At 75.0% G+C, this 21,889-nt stretch carries 22 protein-coding genes; 9 read left to right on the top strand and 13 right to left on the bottom strand.

All coding sequences use genetic code 11. The annotated features are described in order from the left end of the window. The first annotated feature begins 93 nt into the window (after window positions 1-93). The gene (locus AC27L3_RS00365) at window positions 94-942 is read left to right on the top strand and encodes a DeoR/GlpR family DNA-binding transcription regulator (protein WP_487231911.1); all 849 of its coding nucleotides are present in this window, start codon (window positions 94-96) and stop codon (window positions 940-942) included. Between the two features lie 75 nt (window positions 943-1,017). Next, complete coding sequence (locus AC27L3_RS00360) at window positions 1,018-1,524, top strand: SRPBCC family protein (RefSeq protein ID WP_487231910.1); 507 nt, start codon at window positions 1,018-1,020, stop codon at window positions 1,522-1,524. A 24-nt stretch (window positions 1,525-1,548) separates the two neighbouring features. On the opposite strand, the gene cds1 is transcribed toward AC27L3_RS00360, so the two are convergent. After that, window positions 1,549-2,685 carry an L-cysteine desulfhydrase Cds1 gene (gene cds1 / locus AC27L3_RS00355; RefSeq protein WP_487231909.1) on the bottom strand — a complete coding sequence of 379 codons (1,137 nt, stop codon included), beginning with the start codon at window positions 2,683-2,685 and terminating at the stop codon, window positions 1,549-1,551. A gap of 145 nt (window positions 2,686-2,830) precedes the next feature. Between cds1 and AC27L3_RS00350 the strand changes: the two genes are divergently transcribed. Further along, window positions 2,831-3,160, top strand: coding sequence for a hypothetical protein (locus AC27L3_RS00350; RefSeq protein WP_487231908.1), 330 nt, complete (start codon window positions 2,831-2,833; stop codon window positions 3,158-3,160). A 200-nt stretch (window positions 3,161-3,360) separates the two neighbouring features. Further along, window positions 3,361-3,882, top strand: a complete 522-nt coding sequence (locus AC27L3_RS00345; RefSeq protein WP_487231907.1) for an ATP-binding protein — start codon at window positions 3,361-3,363, stop codon at window positions 3,880-3,882. Window positions 3,883-4,187: 305 nt separating this feature from the next. On the opposite strand, the gene AC27L3_RS00340 is transcribed toward AC27L3_RS00345, so the two are convergent. Then, window positions 4,188-5,411, bottom strand: coding sequence for an ROK family protein (locus AC27L3_RS00340; RefSeq protein ID WP_487231906.1), 1,224 nt, complete (start codon window positions 5,409-5,411; stop codon window positions 4,188-4,190). Window positions 5,412-5,519: 108 nt separating this feature from the next. Between AC27L3_RS00340 and AC27L3_RS00335 the strand changes: the two genes are divergently transcribed. Further along, window positions 5,520-6,407, top strand: coding sequence for a DUF2797 domain-containing protein (locus tag AC27L3_RS00335; protein WP_487232285.1), 888 nt, complete (start codon window positions 5,520-5,522; stop codon window positions 6,405-6,407). Between the two features lie 26 nt (window positions 6,408-6,433). Next, on the top strand, window positions 6,434-7,234 hold the full coding sequence (locus tag AC27L3_RS00330; protein ID WP_487231905.1) for a maleylpyruvate isomerase family mycothiol-dependent enzyme: 801 nt from the start codon (window positions 6,434-6,436) through the stop codon (window positions 7,232-7,234). A gap of 341 nt (window positions 7,235-7,575) precedes the next feature. On the opposite strand, the gene AC27L3_RS00325 is transcribed toward AC27L3_RS00330, so the two are convergent. Beyond that, the gene (locus AC27L3_RS00325; RefSeq protein WP_487231904.1) at window positions 7,576-8,823 is read right to left on the bottom strand and encodes a geranylgeranyl reductase family protein; all 1,248 of its coding nucleotides are present in this window, start codon (window positions 8,821-8,823) and stop codon (window positions 7,576-7,578) included. 190 nt (window positions 8,824-9,013) lie between these two features. On the opposite strand from AC27L3_RS00325, the gene AC27L3_RS00320 reads away from it, so the two are divergent. Further along, the gene (locus tag AC27L3_RS00320) at window positions 9,014-10,405 is read left to right on the top strand and encodes a M20/M25/M40 family metallo-hydrolase (protein WP_487231903.1); all 1,392 of its coding nucleotides are present in this window, start codon (window positions 9,014-9,016) and stop codon (window positions 10,403-10,405) included. Between the two features lie 189 nt (window positions 10,406-10,594). On the opposite strand, the gene AC27L3_RS00315 is transcribed toward AC27L3_RS00320, so the two are convergent. Beyond that, window positions 10,595-11,632 carry an NUDIX hydrolase gene (locus AC27L3_RS00315; RefSeq protein WP_487231902.1) on the bottom strand — a complete coding sequence of 346 codons (1,038 nt, stop codon included), beginning with the start codon at window positions 11,630-11,632 and terminating at the stop codon, window positions 10,595-10,597. 137 nt (window positions 11,633-11,769) lie between these two features. After that, the gene (locus AC27L3_RS00310; RefSeq protein ID WP_487231901.1) at window positions 11,770-12,744 is read right to left on the bottom strand and encodes an ROK family protein; all 975 of its coding nucleotides are present in this window, start codon (window positions 12,742-12,744) and stop codon (window positions 11,770-11,772) included. Window positions 12,745-12,891: 147 nt separating this feature from the next. Between AC27L3_RS00310 and AC27L3_RS00305 the strand changes: the two genes are divergently transcribed. Then, on the top strand, window positions 12,892-13,932 hold the full coding sequence (locus AC27L3_RS00305) for a LacI family DNA-binding transcriptional regulator (RefSeq protein ID WP_487231900.1): 1,041 nt from the start codon (window positions 12,892-12,894) through the stop codon (window positions 13,930-13,932). A gap of 397 nt (window positions 13,933-14,329) precedes the next feature. Here the strand turns inward: AC27L3_RS00305 and AC27L3_RS00300 are convergent, their stop codons facing one another. The 5 genes from AC27L3_RS00300 to AC27L3_RS00280 all read right to left on the bottom strand — a co-directional run bounded on the left by AC27L3_RS00300 (window position 14,330) and on the right by AC27L3_RS00280 (window position 18,679). Then, entirely contained in the window at window positions 14,330-15,853 is a 1,524-nt protein-coding gene (locus AC27L3_RS00300) for a carboxylesterase/lipase family protein (RefSeq protein WP_487231899.1), read from the bottom strand. A 53-nt stretch (window positions 15,854-15,906) separates the two neighbouring features. Beyond that, window positions 15,907-17,199 (bottom strand): DUF6986 family protein, encoded by a 1,293-nt coding sequence (locus AC27L3_RS00295; protein ID WP_487231898.1) that lies wholly within the window; start codon window positions 17,197-17,199, stop codon window positions 15,907-15,909. An 86-nt stretch (window positions 17,200-17,285) separates the two neighbouring features. Then, window positions 17,286-17,498, bottom strand: coding sequence for a hypothetical protein (locus tag AC27L3_RS00290; RefSeq protein ID WP_344433355.1), 213 nt, complete (start codon window positions 17,496-17,498; stop codon window positions 17,286-17,288). Between the two features lie 98 nt (window positions 17,499-17,596). Continuing rightward, window positions 17,597-18,133, bottom strand: coding sequence for a DUF5134 domain-containing protein (locus AC27L3_RS00285; RefSeq protein WP_487231897.1), 537 nt, complete (start codon window positions 18,131-18,133; stop codon window positions 17,597-17,599). 153 nt (window positions 18,134-18,286) lie between these two features. Further along, a complete protein-coding gene (locus AC27L3_RS00280; RefSeq protein ID WP_487231896.1) occupies window positions 18,287-18,679 on the bottom strand; it encodes a VOC family protein in 393 nt (130 codons plus the stop codon). A gap of 76 nt (window positions 18,680-18,755) precedes the next feature. Here AC27L3_RS00280 and AC27L3_RS00275 point away from each other — a divergent pair, with 76 nt between their 5' ends. Then, window positions 18,756-19,304: a GNAT family N-acetyltransferase gene (locus AC27L3_RS00275; protein ID WP_487231895.1), complete on the top strand. Its 549-nt coding sequence runs from the start codon at window positions 18,756-18,758 to the stop codon at window positions 19,302-19,304. Window positions 19,305-19,325: 21 nt separating this feature from the next. Here AC27L3_RS00275 and AC27L3_RS00270 read toward each other — a convergent pair whose 3' ends face one another. The 3 genes from AC27L3_RS00270 to AC27L3_RS00260 are packed head-to-tail and all read right to left on the bottom strand — an operon-like array spanning window position 19,326 to window position 21,870. Beyond that, window positions 19,326-20,102, bottom strand: coding sequence for an amino acid ABC transporter ATP-binding protein (locus AC27L3_RS00270; RefSeq protein ID WP_487231894.1), 777 nt, complete (start codon window positions 20,100-20,102; stop codon window positions 19,326-19,328). Further along, on the bottom strand, window positions 20,099-21,013 hold the full coding sequence (locus AC27L3_RS00265) for an amino acid ABC transporter permease (RefSeq protein WP_487231893.1): 915 nt from the start codon (window positions 21,011-21,013) through the stop codon (window positions 20,099-20,101). Before AC27L3_RS00265 ends, AC27L3_RS00270 begins: the two co-directional genes overlap by 4 nt. After that, entirely contained in the window at window positions 21,010-21,870 is an 861-nt protein-coding gene (locus AC27L3_RS00260) for an ABC transporter substrate-binding protein (protein WP_487231892.1), read from the bottom strand. Before AC27L3_RS00260 ends, AC27L3_RS00265 begins: the two co-directional genes overlap by 4 nt. Window positions 21,871-21,889: the final 19 nt, after the last annotated feature.

Below are 21,889 nucleotides of genomic sequence, written 5' to 3'. Positions count from 1 at the left end.
AGTTCGCCTGGTGCACCACCTGGCGTCGCCGTGACCGCGTGGCAGGATGTGCGCCACGGTGTGCGACGGTCGACCCCCGAAAGGACGGCCCGGGTGAGCGACAACCAGAACCTTCTGGCGGAGCAGCGGCGCGCCCTGATCCTCGACGAGGTCCGCCGGCGCGGCGGGGTCCGGGTCAACGAGCTGACGCGGCGGCTGCACGTGTCGGACATGACGGTCCGCCGGGACCTGGACGCGCTGGCGCGCCAGGGGGTGGTGGAGAAGGTGCACGGGGGCGCGGTGCCGGTGGCGGCGGCGACCACGCACGAGCCGGGGTTCGAGGCGAAGTCGGCGCTGGAGCTCGGCGCGAAGCAGGACATCGCCCGGGCCGCGGCCCGCATGGTGCCGCGGGGCAGTGCGATAGCGCTGGCGGGCGGGACGACCGTGTACGCCCTGGCGCAGCAGCTGGTCGAGGTCGCCGAGTTGACGGTCGTCACCAATTCGGTACGGGTGGCCGAGGCGTTCCACACCGCCCGGCGCGCACTCGCGCCCTCCGCCTCCCCCGCCCGGCCGGGCGCGGCGACGGTGGTGCTGACGGGCGGCGTGCGCACGCCGTCGGACACCCTGGTGGGTCCGGTGGCGGACGCGGCGATCCGGTCGCTGCACTTCGACGTGCTCTTCATCGGCGTGCACGGCATATCGGCGGACGCCGGACTGTCCACGCCCAACCTGGCGGAGGCCGAGACCAACCGGCACTTCGTGCGCGCGGCGCGGCGGGTGGTGGTGCTGGCGGACCACACCAAGTGGGGCACGGTGGGCCTGAGCTCCTTCGCCGCGCTGGAGGAGGTGGACGCCCTGGTGACCGATGCCGGGCTGGCGGCCTCGGCGCGCACGCAGATCACCGAGCGCGGGCCGGCCCTCGTGGTGGCCGGTGAGGAGGGCGACGGGGATACGGACATCTGAGGCCGCACGCACTACCGTAAGCGGAACCCGGTCGAGGCGAGACCCACGTGGGGGGTTGCTGCGATGACCCGTGCGATGACCCGTGTCGGTGCGATGACCCGCAGGTCGCACGGCCTGCGCCCGGTCGGTGCGGACTTCGCCGACACCGCCCCGGTGCGCCTGTCGTTCGCGGCCCGGATGGCCGCGGCACCCGAGGAGGTCTACCGCGCGCTGGCCGACGAGGTGGAGGCGTGGCCGCGCTGGTTCCGGGTGGTGACCCTGGCCCGGCCGGTGGAGCGGGAGGGCCGGGACGGGCACGAGGTCCACGTGATGGGGACGATCCGCTTCCTTGCGACCGTCATGGCGGCGATCCCTCAGCGGCGGTACACGTACCGCATCGACGGCACCAACATGCCGGGGGTGCACGCGATGCTGGAGGACTGGCGGCTGTCGCCGGTCGGCGGCGGAACGATCCTGCAGTGGCGGATCGGCGTGGACGGCCCCCTGCCGGGGCGCCTGGCCGTACAGCTGGCCCGCCCCCTGCTGCACCGGGCCTTCCGCGACGCGGTGCGCGCCCTGGACCGCCGGCTGTCGGCGGCGTAGGGCCGGGGCGCAGGGGCCGGGGCGTCAGCCGGGCCAGTGGCCGGTGGCCAGGAAGGTGCTGATGGCCATGGTGTAGGGGGTGATGTCCAGGCCCTGCGCGGCCAGCCAGGCATCGGAGTAGTACTTGTCGAGGTAGCGCTCGCCGGGGTCGCAGATGAGGGTGACGACGCTGCCCGGCCGGCCCTCGGCGGCCATCTCCGCCACGATCCTCAGGGCGCTCCACAGTCCGGTGCCGGTGGAGCCGCCCGCCTTGCGCCCGATGGCCCGCTCCAGGGCGCGCACGGCCGCGACGCTCGCCGCGTCGGGGACCTTCATCATCCGGTCGATGGCACCGGGCAGGAAGCTCGGTTCCATACGGGGCCGGCCGATGCCCTCGATGCGCGAGGGCAGCTCGCACACGGCGGACGGGTCGTGGTCGCGCCAGCCGGCGAAGAAGCAGGAGTTCTCCGGGTCGGCGACGCACACGCGGGTGTCGTACTGCATGTAGCGGATGTAGCGGGCGATGGTGGCGGAGGTGCCGCCGGTGCCCGCGGTGGCCACGATCCAGGCCGGCTCGGGGTGCCGCTCGTCCCGCATTTGACGGTAGAGCGACTCGGCGATGTTGTTGTTGCCGCGCCAGTCGGTGGCCCGCTCGGCGTAGGTGAACTGGTCGAGGTAGTGGCCGCCGGTGCGCTCGGCGAGGGCGGCGGCCTCGGCGTACATCGTCCGCGGGTCGTCCACGAAGTGGCAGCGCCCGCCGTGGAACTCGATGAGCCGGCACTTCTCCGGGCTGGTCGTGCGCGGCATGACGGCGACGAAGGGCACCCCGATCAGCTCGGCGAAGTATGCCTCGGAGACGGCGGTGGAGCCACTGGACGCCTCGATGACCGCGGCCTCCGGCCGGATCCAGCCGTTGCACAGCCCGTACAGGAACAGCGAGCGCGCCAGCCGGTGCTTCAGGCTGCCGGTCGGATGGGTCGACTCGTCCTTCAGGTACAGGTCGACGCCCCACTCCGGCGGCAGCGGGAAGCCGAGCAGGTGCGTGTCGGCGGACCGGTTGGCGTCGGCCTGGACCCTGCGCACCGCCTCCTTGAGCCAGGCGCGGTACGCCGGATCGCTGCGGTCCACGTCGACGGTGTGCCGGGGCGGGTCGTGCTCCGGCGGGTGCGCTGTGCCGTTCACACGCCGCTCCTGTGCTCTGCGGGCGCCCGCCGGGCTCCGGCCCGGTGTGGCCCTTCGATCATAAGCGGGCACTGGTGTCCGGGCCCGGTCACGGGCAGACTGCGCCTGAAGGGCGAACCGGACACGACACGAAAGGCGGTACGCCGTGGCGGAAGCGGAATTCAGCGCGAGGGGCGTGCGGATCGACCGCGACCACCGGTCGCTGACCCGGGCCGGACAGGTGCAGATCAAGGACGGCCGGCTGGAACTGCTGACCAGTTACGGCCGGGAGATCGACAGCGCACCGGTGGACTCGGTGCAGGCCCGCAAGCCCTGGCTCGCCCGCGACCGGGCGAGGGCGACGGTCAACGGCCACCATTACGTGCTCACCCTGGGCCCCGAGCACGAGGCGGCCTCCGAGGACGAGGCCGAGGAAGAGGTCAACCGTTTTCTGGAGGTGGTGCGGTCGGCGCACGGAAGCACGCCGAAGCACTGACGGGTGCAGGAGTTGCGAAGGCGGCTGCGAGAGTCGACCCTTGACGCAAGTACCGGCATCACCGAGGGTCTACCGGCGGTCACCCTGCGGACCAGTCCGCCGTACGGACCGGCGGGGGGACGCCGCCGGATTCGCAACAGGCGCGTGAGGCAACGCGTTTCGGAATCAGGCTAGCCCTACTTCTTCAGGGAGTCGCAGCCGTGATCAGCCGAGTGAACAAGCACTGCACCGTCGAGCTCCAGGCCCTGCCGCCGCGGATCGGCCAGGTTCGCAGAATCGTATCTGCGCAGTTGCGCTACTGGCACCTCGATCCGCTCATCGACCGCGCGGCCCTGTGCGTCACCGAGCTGCTGACCAACGTTCACCAGCACGCGGAGCCCGACAAGCGCTGCACGGTCGAACTCGACCTGGTGCTGGACCGGCTGACCGTCTCCGTGCGCGACCACGACCCCCGGCTGCCGACCCTGGGCACCGCGGACCCGGCGAGCACCCACGGCCGGGGGCTGGCCCTGGTGGCCGCGCTCAGCTCCAGCTGGGGCGTGCAGGAGCGGCCGGACGGCGGGAAGGTGGTCTGGTTCACGCTGTCCGTCCCGGCGAGCGCCCCGGCGACCCCGCCGCGCACGGCCCGGCGCCCCAAGAAGCGCGCCGCCCTGCCGGCCACGCTCACCCCCCACGAGGAACCCGCCCTGGCCGGCGCCCGCCCCACCCGAACCCGCACCTGAGCCCTGGGGGGCACAGGCAACGGCCCGCACTGAGGGGGCGCGGGGAACTGCGCGCCCAGCCAGACCCGGCCCGCACCCGAGAACGCACGGCCACCGCCCCGAAGGGGCGCGGGGAACTGCGCGACGAGCCACACCCCACCCGCACCAAGAACGCACGGCCCACCCCCAGCAGGGGCGCGGGGAACTGCGCGCTCAACCAGGAACAACCCGCGCCGGAGGACACCCCGGCACCCGCGAAGGGGCGCGGGGAACTGCGCGACGAGCCACAACGGACCCGCACCCGAACCGGGCACCCCGCAACGGCCTCAGCCGCCCAGCACCCGCAGCGGATCGTCCAGGACCGGCTGCCAAGCCGCCTCCGCCGCCCCGATGAGACTGTTGAAGTCGAGCGTGCAGGCAAGGATCGGGACGCTCCCGCTGCGCCCCCACAGACTCCGGTCGGCCACGACCGCCCGCAGCCGCTCGGGGTCGGCCTCCAGCAGTTCGCGGTGCAGTCCGCCGAGCAGGATGCGATCCGGGTTGAGGATGTTGACCAGCCCCGCCAGCCCGAGCCCGAGCCGGTCGACGACCAGTTCCGCCGCGGCCCGTACCGCCGGGTCGGAGTACTCCGAACGGAGCAGCTCCCGCGACTGCTGCAGCAGTGACACCGCGGGGCCCGGCGTGCGGCCGGCCGCCGTGAGGAAGGCGAGCGGGTCGGTCTCGACGTCGAGGCATCCGCGGCTGCCGCAGTGGCACGGCAGCCCCGCCGGATTGACGGTGAGGTGGCCGACCTCCAGGGCGAGCCCGGAGCTGCCGGTGTGGGGACGGCCGTCCAGGACGAGCGCCCCGCCGACCCCCCGGTGGCCGGTGGCCACGCACAGCAGGTGCCGTGCGCCGCGGCCGGCGCCGTGCCGGTGCTCGGCGAGGGCGGCGAGGTTGACGTCGTTGCCGGCGACTCCCGCGAGCGGCCCGCCGTCGGCCCCGGTGATGCCGCTCTTGGCGAGGGCCTCGGTGAACAGCCGGCGTACGGGCGCGCCGGCGGGCCAGGACAGGTGCAGCGGGTTGAGGGCGGTGCCGTCGGGTTCGGCCACGGCGGAGGGCACGGCGAGGCCGGCGCCGAGGCACTGCCGGCCGCTCTCGCGCAGCAGTGCGGCGCCGGCTTCGACGACGGCGTCGATGATGCGGGAGGGGTCGGCGGGGACGTCCATGCAGCCGGGTGCGGTGGCGACCATGCGTCCGCCGAGGCCGACGAGGGCCGCCCGGTAGCCGTCGGCGTGGATCTGCGCGGCGAGGACGACCGGTCCGCCGGGGGCGATGGACAGCCGGTGGGAGGGGCGGCCCTGGGCGCCGGCGGCCACGGGGTGCGGGTCGACGGTGATCAGCCCGAGGGCCTCCAGTTCGGCGGCCACGGCGCCGGCGGTCGCCCGGGTCACACCGAGTTCGGCGGTGAGCACGGCGCGTGTCGGCGCGCGGCCGGTGTGTACGAGCTCGAGGGCCGGGCCGAGCGCCCCTCTGCCCCGCTCCAGGCGGGTGGTCCGAGTCTGGGTCACGCTCCTATTCTGACTTTGTGCCGTCGCTGAACAAAACACGGACGGCCGCCCGCGTGTCAGTGCCGCCTGACACGATGGCCGTGTGAGCGAGGGGAGGCTGCCGTGGTGATCGCCCAGGAGCGTGACTGGCTGTGCGCGGGCCTGCGCTGGAGCGCGGACGGCCCGGCCCTGGTCTGGCGCCGCCCCGGGCACGGCGAGCGCCTCTCCCCCCTGCCGCCCGGCAGGGCCCTGTCCTTCACCACGGGCGCCGCCCGCCACTGCGTGGGCGTGCGCCGCGGCGGCCGGCACACCCCGTGCCCGACCGGTGCCGGCGTGCCCGCCACGGTCGCCTCGGCGCAGTGCGCCGACTGCGCCCGGCTGGACCGCTCCCGTTCCGTGGCGGCGGACACCCTCGCCGACGACCCCCGCCCGTACGACGTGTACCTGGCGTGGTTCGGCCCCGGTCTGGTCAAGGTCGGCATCACGGCCACCGAGCGGCAGGGCGTCCGCCTGCTCGAACAGGCCGCGTTGTCGTACGTGTTGCTGGGGCGCGGCCCGCTCATGGCGGCACGCCGCGCGGAGGCCGTGCTGGGCGCCGCCCTCGCGGTCCCCGACCGCATCCCGTACGCGGCCAAGCGCGCCGCCCGCCACCCCCTGCCGTCGCGGGAGCGGCGCGCGCGGGAGCTGGAGGCGACGCACGCCCGGGCGCTGGGGCTCGCGGGGCTGCCCGAGTCGCTGCACACGCTGCCGCCGGCCGTGGTGCACCACGACGAGGCGTTCCACACGGAGGGCATACGCACCGGCGGGGCCCTGGTGGAGCTCGCCCCCGGGTGCACGGTGGCGGGCCGGGTGGCCGCCGTGGCGGGCCCGGACGTCCATCTGGCGACGCCCGAGGGCCGCCAGCTGATCGTCGACGCGCGGCAGCTGGCCGGCTGGCCGCTGACGGCCGCGGCTCCGGACGCCCGGACGACGGCGGCGGTGCGGGCCACGACGGCGGAGCCGGAAGCGCTCTTCTGAGGCCGCCCCGCCGCTACGGTGGTGCCATGACGGCCCTGAGCTTCGAGCGCCACTGCGCGGAAATCCTCGCGCAGTCGGCCCTGTTGAGGTCCCACGTCCAGGGGGCGGACGCGGACGCCCCGGTGCCCACCTGCCCCGAGTGGACCCTCGGCCAGCTGCTGCGCCACCTCGGCAGTGCCCACCGGTGGGCGGAGACGGCCGTACGGACGCGGGCACAGGAGCCCGTCCCCGACGCGGAGCTCAATTCCGTCCATCGGCACACCGGCGAGGACCTCGACCCGCTGGGCTCCTGGCTGGAGGAGGGCGCGGCGCTGCTGGCCGGGACCCTGCGCACGGCCGGGCCGGCCGCGCCAATGTGGTCGCCGGTGCCGGAGGAGTCGGCCCGCTACCGGTGCGCCGGGTTCTGGGCCCGCAGGATGGCCCACGAGACGGCCGTGCACCGGGCGGACGCGGCGCTGGCGGTGGGGGCGGAGTTCGCGCTGGACACGGAGGTGGCGCGGGACGCCGTCGAGGAGTGGCTGGGCTTCGCCGGCCTGCCGGAGGCGTACCGGGCGGCCCCGGGCCGGCCCGGCCTGCTCGGCCCCGGCCGCACCCTGCACTTCCATGCCACGGGGGACCGGCCCGCCGACTGGTTCGTCGACCTGACGGGTACGGTTCCCGCGGTCCGCCCGGCACCGGCGGATGCGGCGGTCACGGTGCAGGGCCCGGTGACGGACCTGCTCCTCTTCCTCTACCGCCGCCCGGCCCCGGACGTCCGCGTCACGGGCGATGCGGAGCTGCTGGCGCTCTGGCTGGACCGCACGGGCTTCTGGCTCCAGGAGGAGTAGACCTGCGCCCCGTAGGGGCGCGGGGCTGTGCCCAATCTGCGGCCGCGCCGCGCCCCTACGGCGCGCCAGGCCCTGTCCGGCGGATCATGCAGTGCCCCGTAGGGGCGCGGGGAACTGCGCGACAAGCCACGACGCGTCCGCAGATCGCCCGGACCCCGGGGTGGCGTGTCAACCGCGGGCCGTCGCCGGCCGATCGCGCAGTTCCCCGCGCCCCTACGGGGCGCCGTGAAGGCGCGTGACGAAGATCCGCCGGACACGTCCCGGGGCAGCGTCCCGCAGGAGCGCGGGGCTGTGCCCAATCTGCGGCGGCAGCCGCAGATCGCGCCCCTGACGGGGCGCCGTCAGGCGCCCGGGGCGCCCGGGGCGCCCGGGCGGTCGACGCTCGCCAGGGTGCGGCGGGCCATCGGGTGCGTGCGGACGATCTCGGCGAGCGTCGTCGAGCCGCTGGTGATGCGCGCGAAGGCGCGCCACGCCGGGCGGAAGCCGGTGACCGCGGCGTGGATCAGGCCGGGCCGGCGTTCGAAGAGGGCGAGCATGCGGCGCCCGACGCCCATCTCGACCCCGAGCCCGGCCTTGATGGCGAAGGCGTAGTTCAGGGCCTGGCGGCGGGCGTCGACGGCGTCCTGCGCCTCGGCGATGCGTACCGCCCACTCCCCCGCCAGCCGTCCGGAGCGCAGGGCGAAGGAGATGCCCTCACGCGTCCACGGCTCGAGCAGCCCGGCGGCGTCGCCGCAGACGAGGACCCGGCCGCGGGAGAGGGGGGAGTCGTCGGTGCGGCAGCGCGTGAGGTGGCCGGAGGAGATCTTCGGCTCGAAGCCGGCGAGGCCGAGCCGGCCGATGAAGTCGTCCAGGTAGCGCTTGGTGCCGGCGCCGTCGCCGCGGGCGGCGATGACGCCGACGGTGAGGGTGTCGCCCTTGGGGAAGACCCAGCCGTAACTGCCCGGCATGGGGCCCCAGTCGACGAGCACCCGGCCGGCCCAGTCCTCGGCCACGGTGGCGGGCACGGGGATCTCGGCCTCCAGGCCGAGGTCGACCTGCTCCAGCTTCACTCCCACGTGGGCGCCGATGCGCCCGGCGCTGCCGTCGGCGCCGACGACGGCGCGGGCCAGGACGGTGCTGCCGTCGCCGAGGACGACGGCGACGGTGCGCCGGTCGGGCACGGCCGCGCCGTGCTGTTCGACGCGCGAGACGGTCACTCCGGTGCGCACCTCGGCTCCGGCGGCCTTGGCGACCTCGACGAGTCCGGCGTCGAACTCGGGCCGGTTGATGAGCCCGAAGAGCATTCGCTTGGAGCGGCGGGTGCGGGTGAGCTTGCCGTTGAGGGAGAAGGTGACGGCGTGCACGCGGTCGCGCAGCGGCAGCTCGAAGCCGGGCGGCAGCGCGTCGCGCGAGGGGCCGATGATGCCGCCTCCGCAGGTCTTGTAGCGGGGCAGTTCCGCCTTCTCCAGGAGCAGCACCCGGCGGCCCGCGGCGGCCGCGGCGTGGGCCGCCGAGGCGCCGGCGGGCCCGGCGCCCACCACCACGACGTCCCAGACGGGCTCCCCGGCCGTCTCGCGTCCCTCGTCCCGGGCTGCGCTGTCGCTGCTCACCTGTGCCTTCGCTCCCCACACCTACACGGCAACGGCTTTCGTCCGCATCCTACGGCCCGTCGCGGCGCGCCCCCTCGGGGGTGAGGCCGGCGGGGGCCGTGGGAGGATCGACGGACACATCCGTGCATCCGTACGAAAGGTGCGGTCACGGCACGAACGACCGCTGCCGCGTCTCGAAGGAGAGCGTTCCATGGACACGTCCTCGTCCCGCCTGCCGGACCCCGCCGCGCTGGCGACCACCGTCGCCGGGCTCACCGGGCGGGCCCGCACCGAACTGGCCGAGCTGGTGGCCTTCCGATCGGTGGCGGACGAGGCGCAGTTCCCCAAGAGCGAGTGCGAGGCGGCCGCGAACTGGGTGGCCGGCGCGCTGCGCGCCGAGGGCTTCGAGGACGTGGCGCTGCTGGACACCCCGGACGGCACCCAGTCCGTCTACGGCTACCTGCCCGGTCCGGCCGGGGCGCCGACCGTCCTGCTGTACGCCCACTACGACGTGCAGCCGCCGCTGGACGAGGCGGCCTGGGTCTCCCCGCCGTTCGAGCTGACCGAGCGCGACGGGCGCTGGTACGGCCGGGGCTCGGCCGACTGCAAGGGCGGCTTCATCATGCACCTGATGGCGCTGCGGGCGCTGAAGGAGCACGGTGGTGTGCCGGTCGGCGTGAAGGTGATCGTGGAGGGCTCGGAGGAGCAGGGCACCGGGGGCCTGGAGCGGTACGCCGAGGCGCACCCGGAGCTGCTGGCGGCCGACGCCATCGTCATCGGTGATGCCGGCAACTTCCGCCTCGGCCTGCCCACGGTGACGGCCACCCTGCGCGGCATGACGCTGGTGCGCGTCCAGGTGGACACGCTGGAGGGCAACCTGCACTCGGGCATGTTCGGCGGTGCCGCGCCGGACGCGCTGGCGGCCCTGATCCGCGTCCTGGACAAGCTGCGCGACGAGGACGGCTCGACGGTCGTGCCCGGCCTGGAGGAGCAGGCGGCGGCGAGCTGGGAGGGACTGCAGTACCCGGAGGCGGACTTCCGCAAGGACGCCAAGGTGCTCGACGGCGTCGCCCTGATCGGCTCGGGCACGGTGGCCGACCGGCTGTGGGCCCGCCCGGCCGTGACCGTCCTCGGCATCGACTGCCCGCCGGTGGTCGGCGCCACCCCGTCCGTGCACGCCAGTGCCCGCGCCCTGATCAGCCTGCGGGTGCCGCCGGGCACGGACGCGGCCGCGGCGACGAAGCTGCTGGCCGCGCACCTGCAGGCGAGCACCCCCTGGAACGCCCGGGTCTCGGTGGAGCAGGTCGGCCAGGGCCAGCCGTTCCAGGCGGACACCTCCAGCCCGGCGTACGAGGCGATGGCCCGGGCCATGGGCGTCGCGTACCCCGGCGAGGAGATGCAGACCGCGGGCATGGGCGGCTCGATCCCGCTGTGCAACACCCTCGCCTCGCTCTACCCGCAGGCGGAGATCCTCCTCATCGGCCTGAGCGAGCCGGAGGCACAGATCCACGCGGTGAACGAGAGCGTCTCGCCGCAGGAGCTGGAGCGGCTCGCCCTGGCCGAGGCGCTGTTCCTGGCGGACTACGCAGGCAGCCGCGCCTGAGCCTCCGCCGGGGCCGTACGGCACCCCGCGCCCCGTCAGGGGCGCGGGGAACTGCGCGACAAGCCACGACGCACCCGCAGACGAAATGCCGTGCTGCGCCCCGGCCGCAGGCCGCCGGGGGCCGGTCGCGCCCACGCGGCGGCAGCCGCGGACCGGCACTGGCCCGCGCCCCTGGCGGGGACGACATCGTCATCCCACCGGAACCCCCGCCTCCAGGTTGTACGGGCACCCCCGCTCTCGGGCGCGCAGTGCCCACCGCAGCCGGCTCAGGCGGACCGGGGGCAGCATGGTGGCCGCCTCGTCCTCGGTGACGAAGCGCCAGCCGCGCAGCTCTGAGCCGGGCAGCAGCAGGCGGTGGGCGTCGGCCGAGTGCAGCCGGCCGCCGTCGAAGAGGAAGCGCATGCCGCCGAAGCCGGGTGGTTTGGGCGGCTCCCAGTCGACCACCAGCAGGCGCGGCGCGTCCTGCAGTTCGATGCCGATCTCCTCGGCGACCTCGCGCATCCCGGCCCGGGCGGGGGCCTCGCCCTGTTCGACGACGCCGCCGGGGAACTCCCAGCCGGGCTTGTAGGTGGGGTCGACGAGCAGAAAGCGGTCCTGCTCGTCGAACAGCAGCACGCCGGCGGCGAGCGTGGCCGCCGTCGGCTCGGGCGTCTGGACGATGGGGCAGTAGCCGGCGGTGCCGTTGCGGACGGCCTCGGCGACATGTGCGGCGACCTCGCGCGGGGTGCGGCCGGTGGTGTCGACGACCAGGCCGTCCTCCTTCAGCCAGCCGAGGGCGGCCCGGTAGGGGGCGAGGTGGTCGCGCGCCCACTGCCGTACGGACTCGCTGCGCACCGCGTCGCCGGGGAACTCCTCCCGTGCCTCGATGCGCTCCCGCAGTATCGTTTCGTCGGCGGTGAGCACCACATGGCGCACCTGGATCCGACGGGAGGCGAGGGCGCCGAAGATCTCGTCGCGGTACTCCTGCCGCAGCAGCGTCATCGGCACGACGAGCACCCCGCCCACCTCGGCCAGCAGCGCCGCCGCGGCGTCCGCGACCATCCGTCGCCAGATCGGCAGGTCCTGATAGTCGGTGACCTGCGCCATTCTCTTCTGTGGCAGCAGGTGCCGCAGTGCCGCGCCGATCACCTCCGGGTCGTAGAGGGTGCTGTCCGGAAGGAGCCGGACCAGTTCCTGCGCCGTGCTGGTCTTGCCGCCACTGAACGGGCCGTTCAGCCAGACGATCACGGTTCCCCCTTCTGCGCGGTCCCCAGGGACCGCCCCCGACAGCACGTCCCGCACCACCTTGCCACGGAAACCTGTACGAGGGGCATGGTGCCCGCGCCCGTTCGCCGGGCCCGTCTTGACCAGGGACTGAGTCCCCGTCATATGCCGGAGGCGTTCCCCGGCAGTCCCCACAACCCCAGCTCCCCCGCGGCCGCGGCCGCCGCGCCCACCAGGCCCGCGTCCGCGCCCAGACGGGCCGGAACCACCTGGACGCCCGCGGCGAAGGACAGCGCCGCGTACTCGCGCAGGCACGCGCGCAACGGGCCGAAGAGCACCTCGCCCGCCCCCGCCACGCCGCCGCCCACCACCGCGACGTCGACCTCCACGAGGGTGGCCGTCGCGGCGATGCCGGCGGCCAGCGCCCGGGCGGCGCGGGCGAAGGAGGCGCGCGCGATCTCGTCCCCGGCGCGGGCCGCGGCGGCGACGGCCTCGGCGCTCGCGTCCCCGTCCGCGCCCGGCCGCCAGCCCGCGGCCAGCGCCCGGCGGGCGATGTTCGGTCCGCTGGCGATCCGCTCCACGCAGCCGCGCCCGCCGCAGGCGCAGCGGTCCCCGTCGAGGTCGACGCTGATGTGCCCGATGTGACCGGCGTTTCCGGTGGGGCCGGGGTGCAGGCGGCCACCCAGCACCAGGCCGCCGCCGACGCCCGTGGAGACCACCATGCACAGCGCGTTGTCGTGACCGCGGGCGGCGCCCTGCCAGTGCTCGGCGGCGGTCATCGCCACCCCGTCGCCCACCAGCACCACCGGGAGCCCGCCACTGGCCGCGGCCACCTCGGCGACCAGCGGAAAGCCGCGCCAGCCGGGCACGTTGACGGGGCTCACGCAGCCGGCCGAGGCGTCCACGGGCCCGGCGCTGCCGATGCCCACGGCCCGTACGTCCGACCACGCTGCGGCCGCGGCCAGTTCGCCGAGGACCGCCGCGACCGCGGCCATCACCGCGGCCGCGTCCCCGCCCGCCGGGGTCGCCCGGCGGACGCGCCGCAGCAGCCGGCCACGGCCGTCCACCAGCGCGCCGGCAATCTTGGTGCCGCCGATGTCGAGAGCGGCGACGAGGTCGCCGGGGTCGGTGTGCACGGTGCTCGCGTCTCTCCTGGGTGCGGCCGGGCGGTCGGTGTACGGGCCCCAGTCTCACCGGGGTTGACAACGTTGTCCACCTCTATGCTCGACACCGCCTCCGCGCAACCGGCGGCCCCCGCACGCACAAAGGACCGGAAAACGCCCATGAACACCGCCCGCGGCCCCCGGCAACCGCGCTACGGCGCCCGCCCCACCATGAAGGACGTCGCGGCCCGCGCCGGCGTCGGCCTGAAGACGGTCTCCCGCGTGGTCAACGGCGAGCCGGGCGTCACCGCCGAGACCGAGCGGCGCGTCCGCGACGCCATCACCGCCCTCGGCTTCCGGCGCAACGACAGCGCCCGCATCCTGCGCAAGGGCCGCACCGCCTCCATCGGCCTGGTCCTGGAGGACCTCGCCGACCCGTTCTACGCGCCCTTGAACCGCGCCGTCGAGGACGTCGCCCGGGACCACGGCGCCCTGCTCTTCAACGGCTCCAGCGCCGAGGACCCCGAGCGCGAACAGGAGGTCGCCCTCGCCTTCTGCGCCCGCCGCGTCGACGGCCTGATCGTCATCCCCGCCGGCCACGACCACCGCTACCTCGAACCCGAGATCGCCGCCGGCATCGCCACCGTCTTCGTCGACCGGCCCGCCGGGCTCATATCCGCCGACGCCGTCCTCTCCGACAACTTCGGCGGCGCTCGCGAGGGCGTCGCCCACCTCATCGCCCACGGCCACCGGCGCATCGGCTTCATCGGCGACCGGCCCGGCATCCACACCGCGGCCGAGCGACTGCGCGGCTACCGGGCCGCGATGGCGCAGGCGGGGCTGCCCGTGGCCGACGCGTGGCTGGGCCTGGGCCCCACCGCCCCCGACCGCGTACGCGCCGCGGCCGAGCGCATGCTCACCGGCCCCGAGCCGGTCACCGCCCTGTTCACCGGCAACAACCGCGTCACCGTCACCGTCCTGGGCCTGCTGGCGCGTTCGCCACGACCCGTGGCCCTCGTCGGCTTCGACGACCTGGAACTGGCCGGCTTGCTCTCCCCCGGCATCACGGTCGTGGCCCAGGACGCCGCCCGTCTGGGCCGCACCGCGGCCGAACTGCTCTTCCAGCGCCTGGAAGGCGCCGAGGACACCCCGCGCCGCGTGGAGGTCCCCACCCGCCTGGTGATCCGCGGCTCCGGCGAACTCCCACCCGCCACGGGGTGACTCCCGGGCCGCCGCCCCGCAGGGGCGCGGGGCGGTGTCGATGTGCGGCTCCGCGGCGTGGGCGCGACAAGTCACCGACGGCCTGCGGCCGAAGCGCCACCCCAGCACTCCGCCTGCGGGCGCGCCGTGGCCGCCCGCGCGCCCGCAGACAGGGTGCCGTCCTTCGCCCGGGCGTCGGGGTGACACGTCGACTGCGGGCCGTCAGTGGCCGATCGCGCAGTTCCCCGCGCCCCTACGGGGCGCCCCCGGGCCAGTCCGACAGATCTCCGTCGCGAGGCACCACGCACGCCCCGTCAGGGGCGCGGGGAACTGCGCGACAAGCCACGACGCAGCCGCAGGCGGGGTGCCATGCCGCACCCTCACGGCGGCAGCCGCAGGTCGGCACCGCCCCGCGCCCCTACGGGGCGCCGCGCAGCGGCAGGGGCGCGAAGGTGTGGTCCTGCCACAGGAGGCGGGACGCCTCCTCCGGGTAGGCGGTGGTCACCGGCGGCGTGTCGAACAGCCGCGTCAGGCGCCGCTCGGCGTCGTACGCCGGCCAGCCGGGGTCGCCGTGCGCGGTGAAGGCCGTCCACGCGGCGCGCAGGGCGGCGGAGACCTCCTCCGCGGCGGGGCAGGCGCCGTCGCCGATCACCATCGCGGCCAGGCCGCTGCCGAGGTTGCCGAACACCAGCGGGACGTCGAGGCCGTGGCAGGCGCCGAAGGCGCCGCCCATGCCGGGGGCCGCCCAGGTCAGTTCGTACAGGTGGGCGCGTCCGCCGCCGGCGGTGTGGGCCGTGGCGAGGTGGAGGCTCGGCATGCGGAACAGCCGGTCGGAGTTGACCCGTTCGTACAGCTCGCCCGGGCCCGCGGCCGGGAAGGCGGCGCGGTAGCGGCGGGCCCCGTCCGGGCCGGGGGCGAACCGCTCCAGCGCGGTGGCGGCCTGTTCCGGCGTCACCTGCCCGAGCGTGCCGTCGACCACGTCGAACAGCCGCTGCTCGTCGCGCGTGTGGCCGACGACGAGGTCCACGTCCCGGCCGGCGCCACCGGCCAGGGCCTGCCAGGGGGTGGTGACCAGGACGTCGCCGTCGACGACGGGCGAGAACAGGATGGGCCGGTGCGCGATCGATCCCCAGCGCCCCGCGTACGCGGCCGCCTTGGCGGCGACCGCGTCACCGGCGGCCGACAGCCGGTCCGGGGCCACGGTCGCGAGGTCGGCCGCGGTGGGCCGCAGGCCCAGCTCGGCGGCGCAGACGGCGGTGACGTCGGCGGCGAGTTCCGGTGAGAAGAAGGTGCCCGGCACGCTCTGTGCGACGGCCCGGCGGAAGAGCCCGGCCGCGCGCGGCATGGTCAGCAGCGCGGCGATCGATCCCGCGCCCGCCGACTGGCCGGCGACCGTGACCCGGTCCGGGTCGCCCCCGAAGGCCCGGATGTTGTCACGGACCCATTCCAGCGCCGCGATCTGGTCGAGCAGCCCCCGGTTGGCGGGCGCGCCCTCGATCTGCGCGAAGCCCTCGATGCCCAGGCGGTAGTTGAACGTCACCACCACGAGACCGCCCTCCCGCGCGAGGCGGGCCCCGTCGTACTCGGGCTGGGCCGCGGTGCCGATGATGTAGGCGCCGCCGTGGATCCACACCAGCACCGGAAGGCCCGCCCCCGTACGCGGCTCGGGCGACCAGACGTTGACCGTCAGCCAGTCGGTGCCGGTGCCCTGCGACAGTGCGTCCATGCCGAACACGCCGGCCTGCGGGGGCGGCGGGCCGTACGCCACGGCCTCGCGCACGCCCTCCCAGCGCCCGGCCGGCCGCGGCGCTGCGAACCTGAGGCCGCCCACCGGCGGCTCGGCGAAGGGGATCCCGCGGAAGACCGCCACGCCCTGCTCCGCGCTGCCGCGCAGCGCTCCGGACGCGATGCGCACTTCGGGCTCGGACACGTCAGTGGTCATCGCAGTCCCTTCCCCGGGCGCGTGGTGGCCGCCACGTCGATGGTCCCGTCGGATCAGGAGGAGCGCCAGCCGTTTTCCATCGGCCCGGAACGACCGGCCAAGGCGCTCAGGGCGGACAGGTCGAGGCCGGTCGGACCGGTGACGTCCGCCGCGTCGAGCGCACCGCAGTCGATGCCCCGCAGCAGGAAGCCGGCCAGCGCCCGTGCCGTGGCCGGCTCGTCCAGCACGGCGCCGTCGCCGCCACCGGTGGCGTAGGCCGCCAGCCGGGCCGCGGCCGGCCCGAGGCCCTCGCGGTGGAAGGCGTACACCGCGGCGTAGCGCGTGGGCAGTTGCGCCGGGTGCATGTCCCAGCCCTGGTAGTACGCCCGTGCCAGCGAGCGCCGCACCAGGGCGTGGTGCAGCCGCCATCCTTCGTGCACGCGGTCCCGCGGGCCGACGGGCAGGACGTTCGTCGAGCCGTCCGAGACCCGCACCCCGGTGCCCGCCGCGGCGACCTGCATCACGGCCTTGGCGTGGTCGGCCACGGGGTGGTCCGGCGACTGGTGGGCGGCCGCGACTCCGCAGGCCGCGCTGTAGTCGAACGTGCCGTAGTGCAGGGAGGTCACGCGCTTCTCCCCCGCCTCCAGGAGGCGGGCGACCGTGGCCCGGCCGTCGGGCCCGAGCACGGCCTGCGTGGTCTCTATCTGAATCTCGAACCCGAGCCGGCCCTCGGGCAGACCGTGCGCCTTCTCGAACTCCTCCATCAGCCGCACCATCGCCGCCACCTGCGCCGGGTGGCTGACCTTGGGCAGCGTGACCACCAGCCCGTCCGGCACCCCGCCCGCGGCGACCAGCCCGGTGAGGAAGACGTCGAGGGTGCGGATGCCGCGCTCACGCACGGCGGCCTCCAGGCACTTGATGCGGATGCCCGTGTACGGCGTCCCGGTGCCGCCGGCCACCAGACGGGCGGCCCGCGCCGCGTCGGCGTCCTCCTCGGCGTCCGGGCGCACCCCGTACCCGTCCTCGAAGTCGATGCGCAGATCCTCCACCGGCTCCCTGCCCAGCTTGGCCCGCACCCGGGCGTACACCTCTCCGGCAAGGTCCTCCGGCAGCCCCAGTACCGCACCGAACGCGCCGGCGTCGGCCGCATGCTCGTCGAGCGCCGCCAGCGCCCGCTCGCCCCAGGCCCGCGCGGTGCCGGCTCCGAAGGCATCGGCCGGGACGTACACGGTGTGCACCGGCTGACGGGTGCCCGGCTCCCCGGGATAGCGCCGCGCCAAGGCGGCATCGACCGGGCCGAGCAGAGCCCCGATGCGTTCACTCACCGCGCGCGAGAAGGTCGTCACGACTTCCGGCTGCATCCCCATGCGTCCCTCCGCCACCATGCGTCCTGACCGTCCGGTGGCGCGAACGTAGCCAGGCGCGAGGGCACGGGGCAATGGTGCGGCCGGCCTCAGAAGTACTCGCGCACCACGTGTTCGGCCGCGCGGTTCTCGGCGGTGGGTGGGTCCAGTTCGCTCAGGGAGAGCAGGTCGGTGTCGTCGCGCAGGTAGTCCTCCCAGGTCGCGGCCAGTTTCTCCTGTTCCTCGCGCGGCAGCTGCTGGACGTCCTCCCGGCTGGCCGGGCTCAAAGCGTGGAGAAACCGTGTCACGGTGTCCGTCTCCATGGGGCCTCCTCGTGGGATCCGTCCTCCGGACGGATCTCTTCCAGCGCTCGGCGCGCGGGGACACCTGGGGGGACGGCAAGGTCACCCGGACGGAGCCGTCACAGGGTCAGGAGCATGGCCAGCATTCCTATGGCCATCGACAGCCGGCAGGCGTGCGTCAGCTCGCGGCCCGGCGGCCGTGGGGGGCCGCCGGCCGGGGCGGGGACGGGGACGACGGCGGCCGCGGTGCGGACGACGTAGGCGGTGAAGTACAGCAGGAGGAGCCCGGTGAGCAGGGGGGTGCCCGCCGGGCGGTGGTGGCCCGCGTGGGTGCCCTGGGTGGATGCGGGCACCATGGCCACGGACATGTAGACCATCGCCAGGGCTCCCACCGTGTGGTGCAGGTGGCGCCCGGTCATCAGGGCGCGTACGGCTGCCGCGGCGAAGAGGGCGGCGAGGAGCACCGGTCGCCAGGGGGCGGCGTCCCAGGCCGTGGTGGGCACGGCCATGGCGGCCATGCCCAGGCCCATGACCGCGTCGTCCGCCGCGGACCGACGCTCCCCCGCGGCGCCGGTCCGGGCGCGCAGGAGGCAGTACGCCCCGGTGGCCGTGCACAGGACGACGAGCAGCCAGCCGGCCAGCGGTGGTCCGTGCACGGCGCACCTCCCCGGGCGTGCACACCTCCGAGGGAGGCTGCCCATCCATGGGGCCGCGCACGGGAGCGCACGGGCGCACGGCGGGAGCACGCCGGTCCCGTCGCATGCGCCCGCTCACCGCCGGCGCACGGGCGGTGGGTCTTTGGGTCTCCTTCAGATGCCGGGCCGGTAGCGCAGCGGGTGTCCCTCGGGGATCTCGACCACCGCGATGCGCACCCCGTCGGGGTCGGCGATCCACATCTCGATCAGTCCCCACGGCTTGCGCTCGGGGGCTTCCAGCACCGTCACGCCCCGGGCGGCGAGCTCCTCGTGGGCCGCGGCGACGTCGGCGACCTGGAGCCACAGTTCGAGTCCGGGGGCGGGTGGGGCCGGGGAGCGGCCGGAGATCTCCAGGAAGCCGCCGCCGAGGAAGTAGACGACCCCGCGCTCGGGGCCGGTGCCGAATTCGCGGTAGACGGCGAGCCCCAGCGTTTCGCCGTAGAACGCCCGGGACCGTTCGGGGTCGGTCGGTCGCAGTAAGAACCTGCTGCTCAGTACGTGCACCATGCCGGTGACTGTACGCATTCCGGCTCGGCTAGGGTCGTACGTACGCCCGAAACCGCGCGAAAGGATCCCGGTACCCATGGAGACCGCCACCCCCGGCACGGACCTGCCCGTCTTCCGGATCGCGGACGCGGGGGACGTGCCCGCGCTGGTCGCGCTGGTGGAGTCGGCGTACCGGGGCGACGCCAGCCGCGCGGGCTGGACGACGGAGGCCGACCTGCTGGACGGGCAGCGCACGGACGCCGCCGGTGTGCTCCGTCTGCTGGACGACGCCGGCAGCCGGCTGCTGGTGGCCGAGCGGGACGGCGAGCCGGTGGCCTGCTGCCACCTGGAGCACCGCGGCGACCACGTCTACTTCGGCATGTTCGCGGTCCGGCCGACGGCACAGGGCGGCGGCCTGGGCAAGCTGGTGATGGCCGAGGCGGAGCGGCTGGCGCGGGCCGAGTGGGACGCGCGGGCGATGCACATGACGGTGATCAGGCAGCGCGAGGAGCTGATCGCCTGGTACGAGCGCCGCGGTTACCGCCGTACGGGGCGGATGAGCCCGTTCCCGTACGGCGACGAGCGGTTCGGCATACCGCGCCGGGCGGACCTGGAGTTCGAGCTGCTGATCAAGGACCTCGTCTGAGCGCTGGTCGCAGCACGCTCCTCACAGCCGTCCCGCGGCCACGAGCCGGCTGAGGAAGCGCCGGGTGCGCTCGTGGCCGGGCTCGCCGAAGACGCGGGCAGGGGTGCCGCGCTCGACGACCACCCCGCCGTCCAGGAAGCACACCTGGTCGGCGACGTCGCGGGCGAAGCCCATCTCGTGGGTGGCCAGGACCATGGTCATGCCCTCGTCCTTCAGGCCGCGCACCACGTCGAGCACCTCGCCGACGAGCTCGGGGTCGAGGGCGGCGGTGATCTCGTCCAGGAGCAGCAGTCGGGGCCGTACGGCGAGGGCCCGGGCGATGGCCACGCGCTGCTGCTGGCCGCCGCTGAGCCGGTCGGGGTACTCGTCGGCGCGGTCGGCCAGGCCGAGCCGCTCCAGCAGGGCGCATGCCCGGTCCTCGGCCTCGGCGCGGGGCACGGCGTGCACGCGGCGCGGGGCGAGGGTGATGTTCTGCAGCACGGTCATGTGCGGGAAGAGGTTGTAGGACTGGAAGACGACGCCGATGCGGCGGCGCACGGCGTCCTGGTCGGCGCGGGGGTCGGTGATCTCGGTGCCGTCCAGCAGGATCGCCCCGTCGTCGATCTCCTCCAGCAGGCCGGCGCAGCGCAGCAGGGTGGACTTCCCCGAGCCGGAGGAGCCGATGAGCGCGGTGACGGTGTGCGGGGCGACCTCCAGGTCGACGTCGCGCAGGACGACGGTGCCGTCGAAGGACTTGCGTACGGCTTCCAGGCGCAGGACGGGTTGCAGGGGTCCCGCAGGGGCCACGGGCGCGGTCATACCAGTCCTCCCTTGGCGCGGCGGCGGTCCATGCGGGCGGTGACGGCGTCGGTGAGGCGGGTCATGGGGATGGTCAGGGCCACGAAGATCAGTCCTGCGACGACGTAGGGGGTGTAGTTGAAGGTCTTCGCGGCGCTGATCTGCGCGGCGTAGACGGCGTCCACCGCTCCGGCGATGGAGACGAGGCCGGTGTCCTTCTGCAGCGAGACGAGGTCGTTGAGCAGCGGTGGCACGACGGCCCGCACGGCCTGCGGCAGCACGACGAAGCGCAGGGTCTGCCCGGTGTTCAGGCCGAGCGAGCGGGCGGCCGCGCGCTGGGAGGGGTGGACGGAGTCGATGCCGGCGCGGAAGACCTCGGCGACGTAGGCGGAGTAGGTGAGCACGAGCGCGGTGCCGCCGAGCAGGACGGGGTCGGTGGTCACGCCCTGCAGCCGCAGGGCGGGGACGCCGAAGACGACCACGAGCAGGCAGATGATCAGTGGCAGGCCGCGGAAGAAGTCGGTGTAGGCGGCGGCGAGCACGCGCAGCGGCAGGAAGACCGGCCCGCGCAGGGTGCGGGCGACGGCGATCAGCAGGCCGAGGACGAGGACGGCCGCCCCGCACACCAGCAGCAGCCGGATGTTGAGCCACAGTCCGGTGAGGATGTGCGGCAGGGCCTCGCGGGCGTGGTGGTAGCTGAGGAAGGTCTGCCGGGTGCGGGGCCAGCCGGGCGAGTTGACGACGAGGAGGACGAGGGCGAGGGCGGTGAGCAGGGTGCTGGCGGCGGCGAGTGCCCGGGCGCGGCGGGCGCGGGCGCGGCGGAAGCGTTCGCGTTCCAGGCGCCGGGCGGAGGGGACGTAGCCGTCCGCCTCGGCTCCGGCGTCCTCGGGCCGGGCCGTCGTCTCCCGATCCGTCGTCTCCCGGGCCGTCATCGCAGCTCCGGTGCGCCGGCGGCGTCCGCCAGCCACTGCTTCTCCAGCCGGGCCAGGGTGCCGTCGCCGCGCAGGTCGTCGACGGCCCTGCTGACGCACGGGGTGAGCCGGCTGCCCTTGTCCAGGACGAGCCCGAACTGCTCGGCGCGGGCGCCGGTGGCCGGGAGCTGGCCGACGACCTTGGCCTCGGGCACCTCGGCGGAGGTGATGAAGAAGGCGGTGGGCAGGTCGACGACGACGGCGTCGACCTGATGGTTCTTCAGGGCGCTTTTGGCGTAGTCGTTCTTCTGGAAGACCGCGGGCTGCCGGTCGGGCTTGATGACGTCGTTGACGACGTCGAGGCTGGTGGTGCCGACCTGGGCGCCGAGGCGGGCGTGCCGGAGGCCGGCCGCGGTGGTGGCCTGCGCGGCGGGCGAGTCCTTGAGGGCGACGACGGCCTGGCGCACGGTGTAGTAGCCGCTGGAGAAGTCGACGGCGCGGCGGCGTTCGTCGCTGATGGAGACCTGGTTGACGGCGAAGTCGAAGTCCTTGGGGCCGGGTGCGACCGCGTTGTTGAAGGGCACGGTGCGCCAGACGACCGCGGAGCGGTCGAAGCCGAGGCGGCCGGCGACGGCGTAGGCGACGGCCGACTCGAAGCCCTTGCCGTTGGCGGGGTCGTCGCCTTGGAACCAGGGGGCGTAGGCGGGCTTGTCGGTGCCGATGGTGAGCGTGCCGGGGGTGCGCGTGGCGGGTCTCGGGCCGGTGCAGGCGGCGGGTGCGGCGGTGTCGGTCTCGTCCTGCGGCGCGCAGCCGGTGGCCGTGGCGATCAGCACGGCGAGGGCGGCGGCCAGGCGGGCGGGCCGGGTGGCGACGGGCATGGCGGGAGACTGGCAGCGG

Source organism: Streptomyces sp. PKA51 (genome assembly GCF_057552455.1).
This window is presented reverse-complemented; position numbering and strand designations above follow the sequence as displayed.